Origin of the sequence: Bacillus cereus G9842 (genome assembly GCF_000021305.1) — a bacterium.
Classification (GTDB): domain Bacteria; phylum Bacillota; class Bacilli; order Bacillales; family Bacillaceae_G; genus Bacillus_A; species Bacillus_A thuringiensis_S.
In genome coordinates this window covers 4,810,001-4,824,496 of record NC_011772.1, presented here as the reverse complement: position 1 = coordinate 4,824,496, position 14,496 = coordinate 4,810,001, and the positions used below count along the sequence as shown (strand labels likewise).

Here is a 14,496-nt window from a genome sequence, read left to right as displayed (position 1 = left end):
TCTTCTCTTATTATACAAAGAGTTTGGATAAATTTTAAAACATAACTTGCAATGTAATGAAATATGTTGAAAGTAGAGAGGAGAGGATAAGATGGAGGATCAAGGCGTACTAGCAGGTTTCTTTGCTCTTAGTTTTGCGTTTATTCTTGTTGTATTGATTTGGGCAATTATTGCGTATTTATTAACGGCTTTTGCACTGTATACGATGGCGAAAAATGATGGTGCAACGGATGGTGCTCTTGCGTTTATTCCTTTTTTAAATAGTAAGATATGGGGTGATTTAGCAAAAGACAAATTACCGGATTTCTTAAAAGAAGAAGCGGGATGGAAAGTATTCGGCATATATGTCGCATGTTTCATTTTTAACTTCGTACCAATTCTATATTTATTAGCAACAGCTGTATCGATTGTGCTGTCTATTTATCTTATCTACGCAATTTTAGATAGATACGGAACGAATTCTATATTGTTTACGATTATTCATACAATCACATTTTCGGTTTTCTTACCGATTCATTTATTTATTATTCGAAATGAACCGGTGAGATATAAAGAGTAGATTTTTCGTTTCTGTTGATAAGTCGATATATTTTAGATATAAGTAAAAAAGCGCCCTGATTATCAGGGCGCTTTTTCTACTACATAAGGTAGCGTAAATAAATATAAATGTGAGAAATGATTAATGAAACGATCATAATTGGGAAACCGACTTTTAGGAATTCCATGTAACTAAATTTATGCCCTTCGCGGCTCGCGATACCTGCAACGATTACGTTAGCAGAAGCTCCGATTAATGTTCCGTTTCCGCCGAGACAAGCACCTAGTGCTAATGCCCACCATAATACATCGATTTGTGCGTCAGATGGTGATAAGCCTAGCCCAACTGCCATATCGTTAATAAGTGGAATCATTGTTGCGACAAATGGGATGTTATCAATTGTTGCAGAGGCGATACCAGATACCCATAAAATAAGGATGGATGCGTAAGAAATATCTCCGCCTGTTATACCAATTACTTTTTGAGCTAACATTTTGATAAGACCGATATCGATAAGTCCTCCAACAAGTACGAATAGCCCTGCGAAGAAGAAGATTGTTACCCACTCTACGCTTGCAAATACTTCTTCAATTTCATGCTCTTTCACACCAATTAACATAAGTACAGTAGCACCAGTTAAGGCAATGATAGCCGCATCAATATGGAAAATAGAATGAGTCATGAAACCTACAATTGTAAGTCCAAGTACCGTTAAAGATTTTTTCATTAATACTGGATCTTTAATGTATTGTTTTTCATCTAAGCTCATTAATTTTTTGACTTGTACAGGATCGGCAATTAATTGTTTGCGGTACATGAAGTAAAGTATTGTTGCTGTAACTCCAATAATAATAATTACGATTGGTGCTAGATTCAATAGGAAAGCATTGAAGTCTAAATGTTTATTGGCAGAACCAATCATAATGTTAGGTGGATCACCAATTAATGTTGCCGTTCCCCCAATGTTTGAAAAAATAATTTCAGAAAGTAAATAAGGAACAGGATTTACTTGCAGTATGCGCGTAATAGATAAAGTAACTGGAACAACAAGAAGTACAGTTGTAACGTTATCTAAAAATGCGGAGCCAAGCGCAGTAAGTAGGGAAAGGGAAATTAAAATTTTAATTGGATTTCCTTGTGCCCTTTTTGCTGCTTTAATGGCAACGTATTGGAAAACACCTGATTTACTCGTAATGTTCACCAAAATCATCATACCGATGAGTAGCGTAATCGTTCCCCATTCAATATGTTTCGTAAAGGCGTTATGTAAATCGACGACCCCCACAATTACCATGAGTGCTGCACCAAGAAGTGCGATGACAGCGCGATTAATTTTTTCAGAAATAATAATGGCATATGTAATTAAAAAGACTGCGATAGCAAAATAATACTGCCAGTTAGCGAGTTCTTGCGTTGTTTCGTGCAAAAATCTCATCTCCTTTCATTCATTTTTCTTAGTGTGTCAAATATTAACTAGATGAAACACACATAACGTCATTATAAAGTAGAAAAACTGCGGATGTAAATGAAAGGAGGGATTTTGTCATATTTTCTGCATAGGTCATTTTTTCTTATTTTTTAAAATATTTGTGGGCATTTGACATATATATAAGATACATCCAATCTGAATATTTAAAATGGAATTAGCATTCGAGCTTGTTCGTGTAGGAGTGTCAAATAGAAAGGAATGACAAAAATGATAAGGAAGGGATCGTATGGATGAACAACGATTTTTATTTTTAGACTTTGAGTTTACGATGCCCCAGCATAGAAAAAAACCGAAAGGATTTTTTCCGGAAATTATTGAGGTAGGACTCGTTTCAGTTGCTGGCTGTAAGGTGGAAGATACGTATTCATCACATGTCAGGCCGAAAACATTTCCCTCCTTAACGGATCGATGTAAGAAGTTTTTAGGAATAAAACAAGAAGTCGTGGATAAAGGGATTTCATTTCCTGAACTCGTTAAGAAGCTTGCAGAATACGAAACGAAATGTAAACCGACAATTGTAACGTGGGGAAATATGGATATGAAAGTGCTGAAGCATAATTGTGAAATGGCAGGGATAGCTTTTCCATTCTTCGGGCAGTGTCGTGATTTATCGCTTGAGTATAAGAAGTTTTTTGGGGAAAGAAATCAAACAGGATTATGGAAAGCAATTGAGGCGTACGGAAAAGTAGGGACAGGGAAGCATCATTGTGCGCTTGATGATGCGATGACGACGTACAATATTTTTAAACTAGTAGAAAAAGATAAAGAGTATTTAGTAAAACCAGCACCACCAACATTAGGAGAACTCGTTGATTTTTCAAAAGTGTTAAAGAAAGTGAGCACACAGTAACGACCAAATTGCACATTATGTAATTTGGTCGTTTTGTTTTTTTAGAGTTTGTAGTCCTTCTTTAACTGTTCTAATGTTTCTAGACTACGCTCTGCAAAAGGTGAATCATCTTCAGAAAATGAATTCATTTGAGTTTCTAATGCTAATTTTAGTGACTCGGTATAATCAGGAATTTCTCCTTCATATTTCTTTACCATTTGCTGTGGAATGTTCGTTTGCTCACGAAAAGCTAAAGCGCGTCTTTCATGGAAAAATGGTACGTCAGCTTGTTTTACGTTATGTAAGTCACCTTGCACCGGATGTTTTAAAACAGCTAATACTTTTACGACATAACTACCAGGACGGCTATTTGTAATTTCGCCGATGTATTTTCCTGTTTTATAAATACCAGTAACGATTTCACCAATTTCAAATGTTTCTCTCATATTTTTCACCTCAAGTTTATAGTAAGGAAAGTAGGAGGAGGAGTCAAAGAAATCATTCACTTTCGGAACGCCTCTTGAGAATATGAACTGGTTCAACTATAATTTAAAGATATATAACAGAAAATTCTGATGTTTTTTTGAATCCTATAATTAAGGAGTGTTCGTTATGATGCCTTTATATTTTCCGGAAGATAAAACAGAATATATTATTCCAGGGATTGTGTGCGTTCTATTTATTATCGGTGCTATTGCCACGTGGCGCATGTTTATTCGTATATCAAAAAGAGAAGCAGAGCGATTACAGAAAGTTGAAGAAAAACTATTAGCTGAAAAGAAACAGTAACGCATTTTTGTATGTTTCCCTCTATGCTCGGACAATCTAAGGGCAGAATATATTTTGGAGGGAATGGAATGAAGAAACGGCTTTTTTTCAGTTGTTGTTTATTATTTCTGATGGCAGGTTGTGACCAAGGAAAGCCGAAAGAAATTGAAGTGAAATTACATAATGCTTCAGGAGATGAAGTAGGGACTGCGAAAGTAGTTCAGCAAACAAGTGGAGTGAAAATTACGATTAAAGGGGAAGGTTTCACGCCAGGACCACACGGACTACATGTACATGAAATCGGAGAGTGTAAGGCACCTCGTTTTGAATCATCCGGGAATCATTTTAATCCTGATGATAAAAAACATGGTCTTCTTAATCCGAAGGGTGCAGAAAACGGTGATTTACCGAACGTAATTGCAGACGGTTCTGGAAAGATCAAGGCAGAAATCGACGCGCCGCACATAACGCTTGAAGAAGGAAAAACAACGATTCATAGAAAAGATGGAGCGTCTATTATTATTACAGAAAACGCTGATGATGGTATGACACAACCGACAGGTAAATCAGGTGATCGAATTGCTTGTGGTGTCATTGTAAAAAAAGCATCGGATATGAAGAAAAAGTAAAAGCTACCGTGCATGGTAGCTTTTTTTGTGAAAAGTAATTGAAAAGATATGGATAAAGGAGGTTGTCCTAAAATGATTTATGACAGCCTCTTTTCTTATTATGAAAACGTATGACGCAGTCTGTTCAAAATTTCTTCTAAAACAGATCGTGGACAGCCGATGTTAATTCGAATATGTTCTTCCCCACCTAACCCGTATTTCTCACCAGGTTCAACGATGATTTTTCCTTTTTCCTCAAGTAATGCAGTACGCTCGTTTTGAGAAAGCTTTAGACGAGAACAATCAATCCATAATAAAAAGCTACCTTCTGGCTTCGTTACGGAAAGAGCAGGTATGTGAGTTTTGATATATTCATAAGCAAATTGAGCATTATCTTCTATATATAATCGAATTTCGTTTAGCCAATCATTACATTCTGTATAGGCACTTTGCATCGCTGTGTAGGCGAAGATATTTAACCCGTGGAAGCCTTGTCTATATTGGATAGCTGTAAAGGCGTGACGGAGTTTTTCGTTTGGAATGATAATAATCGACGCTTGTAATCCAGCGATATTAAATGTTTTACTTGGAGCCATACAAGTGATAGTGCGTTCTGCTAATTCTTCAGATAAGGAAGCGAACGGTGTATGTGTATGGTCTGCATAAATGATATCGGAATGAATTTCATCCGCGACAACGATTACGTTATATTTAGTACATAACGATCCGAGCTGCACAAGTTCCTCTTTCGTCCAAACGCGTCCGATTGGATTATGAGGGCTACAAAGAAGCATGAGTTTGACGCCTTGCTGAAACTGCTTTTCTAAATGCTCGAAGTCTATCACATATGTATCATTTTGTTTCTGTAATGGACTCACGCATAACTGCCTATTATTTGTTGTGACCATTTCGAAAAATGGAGGATAAATAGGTGGTTGTACGAGAACGGATTCGTTTTCTTTTGTAAAAGCCTGTATGCTCGTACTAAGAGCTGGAACGATCCCTGCACTAAAGACGATCCATTCTTTTTGAATGTCCCAGTCGTATTGTTGTTTTGTCCAGTTACAAATAATATCCCCAATATTTTCAGGGGGAAGTGTGTAGCCAAAAATCGGATGTTCGATCCGTTGTTTTAAGGCAGTTTGAATTGGTTTTGGTACTTCAAAATCCATATCAGCAATCCAAGCATGGATAAGTTCTTCGTTTTTATATGTATCCCATTTTATACTATGCGTTCCACGTCGATTGATTGCTTTATGAAATAGTTGCATAAGTTTGCCCCCTTCTTCTGTAAAACCAATAAGTTACGAAAGTTCTCTCTCTTCTTATAGAATAGCTGATGTGATAGGATAAAGAAAAGTATTAAAAAGTGAAAAGGCGGGAAGCGAATGGGTACATATGAAAAGATGATAGAGGTTGTGAAGAATTGGGATCCGTTTCAAATGGGACCGGAGTTTTATGAAACAGAAGCGAGCGATGTTGTGAACGTCATAAGTGTGTTTGATGATCCAAAATACATCGCAAAGAAGATTCAACATATATACTTTATGTCTTTTGAGGAAGTACCTGCGCTTGAAAAATGTGAGAAGTTAGCTGTGGAATTACTTGTAATAAAAGAAGGCGGAAGTTGTTCATTATAGGCTGTCGGAATTTCCGACAGCCTTTTTTATATTATCCCGCTATTTGCTTGGTAGTAAGACCCCACCTCAAAATTCAGCGGAAGCAAAGAAGTTAGGTGGGGACTGATTAAAGTTTCACTTTATTGCGCAGAAAAAGCGATAATTTCTTCATAAACATGTTTAGGCTTTTCTTCAGGTAGTAAATGTCCTGTATTTTCGTAAGAAATAAATTTTGAATTCGGTAAATCTTTGTGTAGACGATGACCTACATGTACAGGGACGACGCGGTCTTTTTCACCCCAAATGAGCAAGATAGGTGTTTCGATTTTTTGTAATTCAGTTGAAGATAAGTCACCTTCACGGTCTCGTATCATGCGAGTTAAAGCGGGAAATATACGGTCGTCATAAAAAGGAGCGGAGTAACCTTTTTTCATTTCATCGTCAATTAATGAGTGATCATGAACGACATTCATTAAGTTATGAACAATACCGCGTCTAATAATCCAGTTCTTTACGTATAAATGAAAGAACGGTAAATAAGAAGAGTATAGTAAAGGTAAGGTTGCGCGTGCTAAATAGCTAGAGCTGCATAGTAAAATCGTTTTTGAAATGAGTTCAGGACGTATACGGTTTACATAGAGAGAAATTTGCCCACCCATAGAGTGCCCAACTAATACAATGTTTGAGAGAGATAAATGTTCAATTAAATCAATAATAATCGTTGCTAAATTGTGATAAGAATACTTAAACAGATGAGACTTATCACTTTTTCCGAACGGTGGTAAATCAAGAGCAATCACTGTTCCTGCTTTCGATAGTAAGGGAATGAGACGACGGTAACTAAATGAGGAAGATAAAAAGCCGTGAACGAGTACGAAAGTAGGACGTTCTGTTTTGTTATCGTGTTCATACAATTCGTAATGAATAGTAGTGCCGCGAGTGGAAAAAGTGAAATAAGGACAAGTATATTCGTGATTCATTTTTTGTCACTCCATTGATTTTTGTTCATATCATCTCCAAGGAAGAAGAAAATATGTTAACAAAAAAAGGCAAGATGACGATGTCATCTTGCCTTTCGTTTATTCAGTATTACCCGCGAACAATATTAGGCGGTGTTTTTCCTTGTAATCCTGCAACTAAATTTTCAGCGGCGGTCATAGCCATTTGCTGCCTAGTTTTTAATGTTGCAGATCCGATGTGTGGTAAAGTCACAACATTTTGTAATGATAAGAGTGGATTATCTTTTTGAATCGGCTCTTGTGTAAATGTATCGATACCTGCTGCAAAGATTTTCTTTTCTGTTAAAGCATGGATTAACGCTTCTTCATCTACTGTTTTCCCGCGAGAAGCATTAATGAAGATTGCTGTTTCTTTCATTAATGAAAATTCCTTTTCTCCGATAAGGTGATATGTTTCATCTGTTAATGGAGTAAGAAGAACAATAAAGTCAGACTGCTCCAGTAGCGTCTGTAAATCACAATATGTAGCATCGAATTTTTGTTCAGCTTCTTCTTTACGACGGCGGTTATAGTAAAGAACATTCATATCAAATCCGAATTTTGCTCGTTTTGCAACGGCTTCTCCAATTCGGCCCATACCGATAATACCAATTGTGCTATGGTGTACATCTAGTCCGAAGTGTTCTTTTCCAATTTCAGCGTTCCATTCACCATTTTTCACATAAGAATCGAGTTCGCAAACACGGCGCCCAGCAGATAACATAAGGGCGAAAACGAGATCAGCTACTGTATCATCTAATACGTATGGTGTATTCGTTCCGATAACATTTCGGTTTTTCATCGCTTGTAAATCAAAATTATCGTAACCGACAGAAATGTTGCTCACTACTTTTAAGTTAGGAGCCACTGTCAGTAATTCTTCATTAATAGCAGATCCGAAATTTAATAACCCATCTTTATCTTGTATTTTTTCTAATAGAACATCACGGGGTACTTTCTCATTTTGATCCCATTTTTCATAATCACAGTGTTCTGATAAATAGTTTTCTACAAATGTTGGAACTGGTTCAGCAATATAAACTTTTGGTTTCACGATTCCATCCCCTTTCGCTTTATCACGCATTTTTCCACTGATTAAAGTTTCACTTTATTTTGACATAATTCAATAGAAAAATCTTCTTTTCAAACTGGAAAGGGTATTTGTATAATTTAAACACAAACGAAAAGGAAGGATGATTTATATGGTGACAGAAAAAGAATTAGAATTATTAGCTTGTCTTGAAAAGAGTAGTCGATTATCTGTAGATACATTAGCGAAGCTGTTAAATATAGAGGTAGAAGAAGTAAAGAAGATGGTTGCGAGGTTAGAAAATGAAAAGATTATTGTGGATTATGTAACACATATTGATTGGACGAAGGTGAAAGAACATACAGGTTTAACGGCAATGATCGATGTGAAAGTTACGCCAAAGCATGGCGTTGGGTTTGATGCGGTTGCTGAACAAATTTATCGTTATTCAGAAGTGAAATCCGTTTATTTAATGTCAGGGACATATGATCTTTCTATTACATTAGAAGGGAAAACGATGGGAGAAGTAGCGATGTTTGTTTCTGAGAAATTAGCAACAATTGAATCTGTTGTTTCTACAACTACTCATTTCATTTTGAAGAAGTATAAACATGAGGGCGTTATTTATGAAAAAGACGATGATGATAAGCGAATTGTGGTGACACCATGAAGCAATTTGAACTATCTAGATCAGCAGAATCTTTAAAACCATCTGGTATTCGAAAATTTTTTGATTTAGCAGCAAATATGAAAGGTGTTATTTCCCTCGGGGTAGGAGAGCCGGATTTTGTTACACCTTGGAATGTAAGGCAAGCATGTATTCGTTCTTTGGAACAAGGGTATACGTCATATACAGCAAATGCAGGATTATTGGAGCTCCGTCAAGAAATAGCAAAGTATCTAAAAAAACAATTTGCAGTATCTTATGATCCAAGTGATGAAATCATTGTTACAGTTGGAGCGAGCCAGGCGTTAGATGTAGCGATGCGCGCCATTATAAATCCTGATGATGAAGTGCTCATTATTGAACCGAGCTTCGTTTCTTATGCACCACTTGTGACATTAGCTGGAGGAGTTCCGGTTCCTGTGGCGACTACGTTAGAAAACGAGTTTAAAGTACAACCAGAACAAATTGAAGCAGCTATTACAGCGAAAACAAAGGCAATTTTGCTTTGTTCACCAAATAACCCGACAGGTGCAATGCTAAATAAATCCGAGCTTGAAGAAATAGCAGTGATTGTTGAGAAGTACAATCTAATCGTATTATCTGATGAAATTTATGCAGAACTTGTATACGACGAAGTATATACAAGTTTCGCGAGTATTAAAAATATGCGTGAGCATACGATTTTAATTTCAGGATTTTCAAAAGGATTTGCGATGACAGGATGGCGCCTCGGTATGATTGCAGCTCCTGTTCAATTTTCAGAATTAATGCTCAAAATCCATCAGTATTCAATGATGTGTGCACCGACGATGTCTCAGTTTGCAGCACTTGAGGCGTTACGCGCAGGGAACGATGAAGTAATTCGAATGAGAGATAGCTATAAGAAGCGTCGTAACTTCATGACGACATCTTTCAATGAAATGAGCTTAACGTGTCATGTGCCGGGCGGAGCATTTTATGTTTTTCCTGCTATATCTTCAACCGGATTATCTTCAGCGGAATTTGCAGAACAGTTATTGTTGGAAGAGAAAGTGGCCGTTGTCCCTGGTAGCGTATTTGGCGAAAGTGGTGAAGGATTTATTCGTTGTTCATATGCAACGTCGCTTGAACAACTTATGGAAGCGATGAAGAGAATGGAACGGTTTGTAGAAAATAAAAAAAGGACAAAACGTAATACGTTTTGTCCATAAAAGGGGGGGAATACTAGAAAGCCATGTGTTAGTAGTCTATCCCAATATTGGAGAATTATACTTCTTTAAGGGAAATTTTTCATGAATTTTGAATGAGTTCTGTCATAGTGGTATAATTTACTAATATAAGGTATACGCATTCTAGATAACGTTATCTAGAATGCGTACTAACCAATCGGATATTTAAAATAAATATATCTGCTTTGCTCTTTATAATTGTAGAGAGAATGGTAAACGTATGGGAGTGTTTCATATGTCAGAACAATATACAACAGGAGTGGTTGTAACAGGGAAAGTGACTGGAATTCAAGATTACGGTGCATTTGTAGCGTTAGATGCAGAAACACAAGGACTTGTGCATATATCTGAAATTACAAATGGATATGTAAAGGATATTCATGACTTTTTAAAAGTCGGCGATACAGTAGAAGTAAAGGTACTTTCAATTGATGAAGAGCACAGAAAAATGAGTTTATCGTTAAAAGCGGCGAAAAGAAAACAAGGAAGGATTCTTATACCGAACCCATCTGAAAACGGATTTAATACGCTGCGAGAAAAGTTGGCAGAATGGATTGAAGAGTCCGAGTTAACAAAGTAAAAGAGGAACGCATATGAGCGTTCCTCTTTTACTTTATCTTATGATATATATTTGCAAATATGATTGCATGCAATCATATTCGTATGTCGGAGGTGAAAGGACATACTGACTATCGAATTTCGTTTGTTTCTGGGTGTGTACCAAGATTTTCAGATGGTTTAAACAGTAAACCAAGATTGATAAGCCCAGATATACCAACGATGCCGTAAATAATACGTGCAAGAGCTGAATTTTGTCCACCGAAAATGGCTGCTACTAAGTCAAACTGGAAAAATCCGATTAGTCCCCAGTTCACAGCGCCAATTACAGTAAAGACTAATGCGATACGTTGCAAAGTACTCATGAAAAAGCCCCCCTTAATTGTGAAGCATGAGCAAGCGATGAGTTAATTAACTCTTTTATAGAATGGGGTAGTTATGTTGTTTTTATACATAAAAAATGTTCGAAAGATGATGTATATACATCTATACCGAAAAATACGAATTTTTATGCAAAAAATGAACTTTTTCTAAAAAATATATATTGGTTACGTTTACAATGGTTGAATCGCTTGATTTACAACTTCAGTTTCGCTAAAGTGAATACAGAAATACATATCCATAATTGGAGGGAAAAAGATGAGTACACATGTAACGTTCGACTATTCTAAAGCGTTATCCTTCATCGGTGAACATGAAATCACTTATTTACGTGATGCAGTGAAAGTAACACATCACGCAATCCACGAAAAAACTGGAGCTGGGAACGATTTCCTTGGGTGGGTAGACCTTCCGCTTCAATATGACAAAGAAGAATTCGCTCGCATTCAAAAATGCGCAGAAAAAATTAAAAATGACTCTGACATTTTACTTGTTGTAGGTATTGGTGGTTCTTACTTAGGGGCACGCGCAGCAATCGAAATGTTAAACCATTCTTTCTACAACACGCTTTCTAAAGAACAACGTAAAACTCCACAAGTGCTATTTGTTGGACAAAACATTAGCTCCACTTACATGAAAGATTTAATGGACGTATTAGAAGGTAAAGACTTCTCTATTAACGTTATTTCCAAATCAGGTACAACAACAGAGCCAGCACTAGCATTCCGTATCTTCCGTAAGTTATTAGAAGAAAAGTATGGAAAAGAAGAAGCTCGCAAACGTATTTATGCAACTACAGATAAAGCACGTGGTGCATTAAAAACATTAGCTGATAACGAAGGTTACGAAACATTTGTTATTCCAGATGATGTTGGAGGACGTTTCTCTGTATTAACGCCAGTTGGTTTATTACCAATCGCAGTAAGTGGCTTAAATATTGAAGAGATGATGAAAGGTGCAGCTGCTGGTCATGATGACTTCGGAACATCAGAACTAGAAGAAAACCCAGCTTACCAATATGCAGTAGTTCGTAACGCTTTATACAATAAAGGAAAAACAATTGAAATGCTTGTTAACTATGAGCCAGCACTTCAATACTTCGCTGAGTGGTGGAAACAGTTATTTGGTGAAAGTGAAGGAAAAGATCAAAAAGGTATTTTCCCATCTTCAGCAAACTTCTCAACTGACTTACACTCATTAGGTCAATACGTTCAAGAAGGTCGTCGTGACTTATTTGAAACAGTTCTTAAAGTAGGTAAATCTACACATGAACTAACAATCGAATCAGAAGAAAACGATTTAGACGGATTAAATTACCTTGCTGGTGAAACTGTAGACTTTGTAAACACAAAAGCATACGAAGGTACATTACTTGCACATAGCGACGGGGGAGTACCAAACTTAATCGTCAATATTCCTGAATTAAATGAGTACACATTCGGTTACCTTGTATACTTCTTCGAAAAAGCATGTGCGATGAGCGGCTACTTACTAGGGGTAAATCCATTTGACCAACCTGGCGTAGAAGCATACAAGAAGAACATGTTTGCTTTACTTGGTAAACCAGGATTTGAAGAATTAAAAGCAGAATTAGAAGAGCGTTTAAAATAATAAAAAGCGACCGGAATCCGGTCGCTTTTTATTATTTTATCGAAAAGTCCATCAGTATATTCAAGCTAGAGTGGGTATGCTAAAGGAAAAGTCTTGGAGGGATGGACTTGATTCCAATTCAATCAAATTTAGAAGGACGTACATATGCGCTATTTAAGTTAGAAGAGATTATGAAACCACTTGGATATAGCATTGGTGGTAATTGGGATTATGATAAAGGATGCTTCGATTACAAAATCGATGAAGAAGATGGGTATCAATTTTTACGAGTGCCGTTTACAGCAGTAGATGGTGAACTGGATGTACCTGGTGTAGTAGTCCGTCTTGAAACGCCGTATATTCTTTCGCACGTATATCAAGACGAACTAGATGATAATGTGAATACTTTAACCGCTGGAACGAGTGGGATGGATCAATTTGCTGAACCGAAAGATCCAGATGGAGATGTAAAAAGAAAATATATCAATATTGGGAAAGTGCTCATGCAAGAACTAGAGCGTCATTTTATTAATGGTGAATAACAATGAGTATGTCGCTTTCGATAAGAATGAAGGTATGGACTGGATTAATCATATATTGATCATCACGCTTTATACCTAGTAAGAGAATGTTTTGTTTTAGAAGGGTATAGCTACAATTTGCAAAGGTTTGTCCGGTGCAGGACGGAGAAAGCTCCATCAGTTGTAATTTGTTATCAGAGATTTCATCGTAAAGTGAGAATAGTACACCTGAAATAGAAGGGAATAAAAGAGAAGCGGTAAATACATAACTCGTTAATTTATTTCCTTCTATAATTTCTGACGCGCCCGCTCTCGTTGCATTTTGAATTTGTTCAGTAGTAAGTAGTTCGGCGATGCAGTGAATGTTTGGATTGAGTCCTTTCGCAGTTAAAATATTTAAAATGGACTGTGTATCTGCTAAGCTTTCGTTCTTTTCTTTATCCGCTGTTATTAATATGGTGTGTGCCGTTGCAATATTAGCCTTTAATAAAGTTTGATCGTGATGCGGACAACCTTTTATAAATTCTAAATGATGAAAGGGTTTTGGGAGTAAAGAAAGTGTTTCATCAATTAAAACGATATCAAGGTTTGGTTGTAGTACATGCATTTGCTTTACAACATGTTTTGCACGCTCATTCCAGCCAACGATAATCATATGACCGTTAGAGGTAGCGGCTTCTTCACCTTTAACTTTCATGTATTGTTTACTAATCATCTCAGTAGCGAATAGAACCATATAATAAGAACAAAAGCCAGTTCCTAATAAAATAATACTTATACCTATTAGTTTTCCTATCGTTGTATGGGGAGCAAAGTCGCCATATCCAACTGTAAAAATGGTAACAATTGACCACCAAATTCCGTCAAACCATGTAGTGAAATGAGAGGGTTCTAATCTATGTATAAGAAAACCAGAAAAAGCAGTGAGTACAATAATAAAACAAATTAAACGAAAAATAATGGAATCACGAAATGTATCTACTAAATTCGGACGGGATTTCAATAGTAAATTCCTCCTTGTTTTGCAGGACTACATTCATTGTTACCATTATAGAAAAAAGAAAAACTCTCTAATTAAAGAGAGTTTATTTTATGCTACATACTTTCCACTTCAGTTTGTTGGACACTTTCAAGATGCTGGAGAGTATAGTAAACATCAGCGGTATGTCTTTTTTGATCAATGGACAGTTTAAGATGTAAATAGTGAGAACCGTTTTCTAACGTTTTAAGCTTCATATTTTTAACGTTTATATCCATTTCTTTTATCTCCTCGATTACAACCGGGATATTGTCCATATTTCGCACAACAAGTTTCACTGCAATATCACGTTGACGAAATGATCTAGGACCTACAAACTTCATTGTCAATGGTATAAGTTCGACACTAATCATAAGAAAACACATTCCGAAAATTGCCTCGATATAGAAACCAGCTCCAACGGCAATACCAATACCAGAAGCACCCCAAATCATAGCGGCAGTCGTGAGTCCTGCAATGCTATCGTTGCCTCTTCTTAAAATTACGCCAGCACCTAAAAAACCAATTCCTGATACAATTTGAGCGGCAAGTCGAAGTGGATCCATATTCATATGATCGGTATGTGGTAAGTTATAAGCTGCTTTAATAGAAACAATCGTTAGGAGGCAACTAATAATAGAAATAACTAAACACGTTTTTAAACCAAGTGGTTT

The 14,496-nt window shown here is 36.6% G+C and carries 18 protein-coding genes (1 of these 18 running past the window's edge); 10 read left to right on the top strand and 8 right to left on the bottom strand.

The genetic code is table 11. The annotated features are described in order from the left end of the window. Nucleotides 1-91 precede the first annotated feature (91 nt). Nucleotides 92-559 (top strand): hypothetical protein, encoded by a 468-nt coding sequence (locus tag BCG9842_RS24460; RefSeq protein ID WP_000390065.1) that lies wholly within the window; start codon nt 92-94, stop codon nt 557-559. A gap of 79 nt (nt 560-638) precedes the next feature. Here the strand turns inward: BCG9842_RS24460 and BCG9842_RS24455 are convergent, their stop codons facing one another. Continuing rightward, entirely contained in the window at nt 639-1,964 is a 1,326-nt protein-coding gene (locus BCG9842_RS24455) for an ArsB/NhaD family transporter (protein WP_000545235.1), read from the bottom strand. Nucleotides 1,965-2,253: 289 nt separating this feature from the next. Here BCG9842_RS24455 and kapD point away from each other — a divergent pair, with 289 nt between their 5' ends. Then, on the top strand, nt 2,254-2,877 hold the full coding sequence (kapD, locus tag BCG9842_RS24450; RefSeq protein WP_000344356.1) for a 3'-5' exonuclease KapD: 624 nt from the start codon (nt 2,254-2,256) through the stop codon (nt 2,875-2,877). Between the two features lie 41 nt (nt 2,878-2,918). Here the strand turns inward: kapD and BCG9842_RS24445 are convergent, their stop codons facing one another. Further along, complete coding sequence (locus BCG9842_RS24445) at nt 2,919-3,302, bottom strand: kinase-associated lipoprotein B (RefSeq protein ID WP_001209326.1); 384 nt, start codon at nt 3,300-3,302, stop codon at nt 2,919-2,921. Between the two features lie 166 nt (nt 3,303-3,468). Here BCG9842_RS24445 and BCG9842_RS31445 point away from each other — a divergent pair, with 166 nt between their 5' ends. Together BCG9842_RS31445 and sodC are read left to right on the top strand one after the other, a co-directional pair. Next, complete coding sequence (locus tag BCG9842_RS31445) at nt 3,469-3,645, top strand: hypothetical protein (RefSeq protein WP_000982756.1); 177 nt, start codon at nt 3,469-3,471, stop codon at nt 3,643-3,645. 68 nt (nt 3,646-3,713) lie between these two features. Beyond that, a complete protein-coding gene (sodC, locus tag BCG9842_RS24435) occupies nt 3,714-4,253 on the top strand; it encodes a superoxide dismutase [Cu-Zn] (RefSeq protein WP_000746518.1) in 540 nt (179 codons plus the stop codon). 98 nt (nt 4,254-4,351) lie between these two features. Here sodC and BCG9842_RS24430 read toward each other — a convergent pair whose 3' ends face one another. Beyond that, a complete protein-coding gene (locus BCG9842_RS24430) occupies nt 4,352-5,503 on the bottom strand; it encodes a MalY/PatB family protein (RefSeq protein ID WP_001175811.1) in 1,152 nt (383 codons plus the stop codon). A 117-nt stretch (nt 5,504-5,620) separates the two neighbouring features. Between BCG9842_RS24430 and BCG9842_RS24425 the strand changes: the two genes are divergently transcribed. Next, complete coding sequence (locus BCG9842_RS24425; RefSeq protein ID WP_000537641.1) at nt 5,621-5,872, top strand: YugE family protein; 252 nt, start codon at nt 5,621-5,623, stop codon at nt 5,870-5,872. 119 nt (nt 5,873-5,991) lie between these two features. On the opposite strand, the gene BCG9842_RS24420 is transcribed toward BCG9842_RS24425, so the two are convergent. Together BCG9842_RS24420 and BCG9842_RS24415 are read right to left on the bottom strand one after the other, a co-directional pair. After that, the gene (locus BCG9842_RS24420; protein WP_001015203.1) at nt 5,992-6,831 is read right to left on the bottom strand and encodes an alpha/beta fold hydrolase; all 840 of its coding nucleotides are present in this window, start codon (nt 6,829-6,831) and stop codon (nt 5,992-5,994) included. Between the two features lie 109 nt (nt 6,832-6,940). Continuing rightward, nucleotides 6,941-7,933, bottom strand: a complete 993-nt coding sequence (locus BCG9842_RS24415; RefSeq protein WP_001205003.1) for a 2-hydroxyacid dehydrogenase — start codon at nt 7,931-7,933, stop codon at nt 6,941-6,943. A 118-nt stretch (nt 7,934-8,051) separates the two neighbouring features. Between BCG9842_RS24415 and BCG9842_RS24410 the strand changes: the two genes are divergently transcribed. From BCG9842_RS24410 to yugI, 3 genes are all read left to right on the top strand, one after another. Further along, nucleotides 8,052-8,549: an Lrp/AsnC family transcriptional regulator gene (locus BCG9842_RS24410; protein WP_000255696.1), complete on the top strand. Its 498-nt coding sequence runs from the start codon at nt 8,052-8,054 to the stop codon at nt 8,547-8,549. Next, complete coding sequence (locus BCG9842_RS24405) at nt 8,546-9,736, top strand: aminotransferase (protein WP_000808530.1); 1,191 nt, start codon at nt 8,546-8,548, stop codon at nt 9,734-9,736. Before BCG9842_RS24410 ends, BCG9842_RS24405 begins: the two co-directional genes overlap by 4 nt. Nucleotides 9,737-9,989: 253 nt before the next feature. Further along, nucleotides 9,990-10,334 carry a S1 domain-containing post-transcriptional regulator GSP13 gene (gene yugI / locus BCG9842_RS24400; RefSeq protein WP_000003764.1) on the top strand — a complete coding sequence of 115 codons (345 nt, stop codon included), beginning with the start codon at nt 9,990-9,992 and terminating at the stop codon, nt 10,332-10,334. 109 nt (nt 10,335-10,443) lie between these two features. On the opposite strand, the gene BCG9842_RS24395 is transcribed toward yugI, so the two are convergent. Further along, nucleotides 10,444-10,677, bottom strand: coding sequence for a DUF378 domain-containing protein (locus tag BCG9842_RS24395; protein ID WP_000105788.1), 234 nt, complete (start codon nt 10,675-10,677; stop codon nt 10,444-10,446). 274 nt (nt 10,678-10,951) lie between these two features. Between BCG9842_RS24395 and BCG9842_RS24390 the strand changes: the two genes are divergently transcribed. Next, nucleotides 10,952-12,304, top strand: coding sequence for a glucose-6-phosphate isomerase (locus BCG9842_RS24390; protein ID WP_000103654.1), 1,353 nt, complete (start codon nt 10,952-10,954; stop codon nt 12,302-12,304). A 107-nt stretch (nt 12,305-12,411) separates the two neighbouring features. After that, nucleotides 12,412-12,825: a YugN-like family protein gene (locus tag BCG9842_RS24385; RefSeq protein WP_000612326.1), complete on the top strand. Its 414-nt coding sequence runs from the start codon at nt 12,412-12,414 to the stop codon at nt 12,823-12,825. On the opposite strand, the gene BCG9842_RS24380 is transcribed toward BCG9842_RS24385, so the two are convergent. Together BCG9842_RS24380 and BCG9842_RS24375 are read right to left on the bottom strand one after the other, a co-directional pair. Then, nucleotides 12,812-13,807, bottom strand: a complete 996-nt coding sequence (locus BCG9842_RS24380; RefSeq protein WP_000842324.1) for a potassium channel family protein — start codon at nt 13,805-13,807, stop codon at nt 12,812-12,814. The genes BCG9842_RS24385 and BCG9842_RS24380 overlap by 14 nt on opposite strands. 92 nt (nt 13,808-13,899) lie before the next feature. Beyond that, nucleotides 13,900-14,496, bottom strand: partial view of an MgtC/SapB family protein gene (locus BCG9842_RS24375; RefSeq protein ID WP_000386682.1) — the 3' portion only. The gene runs 84 nt beyond the window's last position; only the last 597 of its 681 coding nucleotides appear in the window; the start codon falls outside the window, past its right edge — the gene reads right to left on this strand; it ends in the stop codon at nt 13,900-13,902.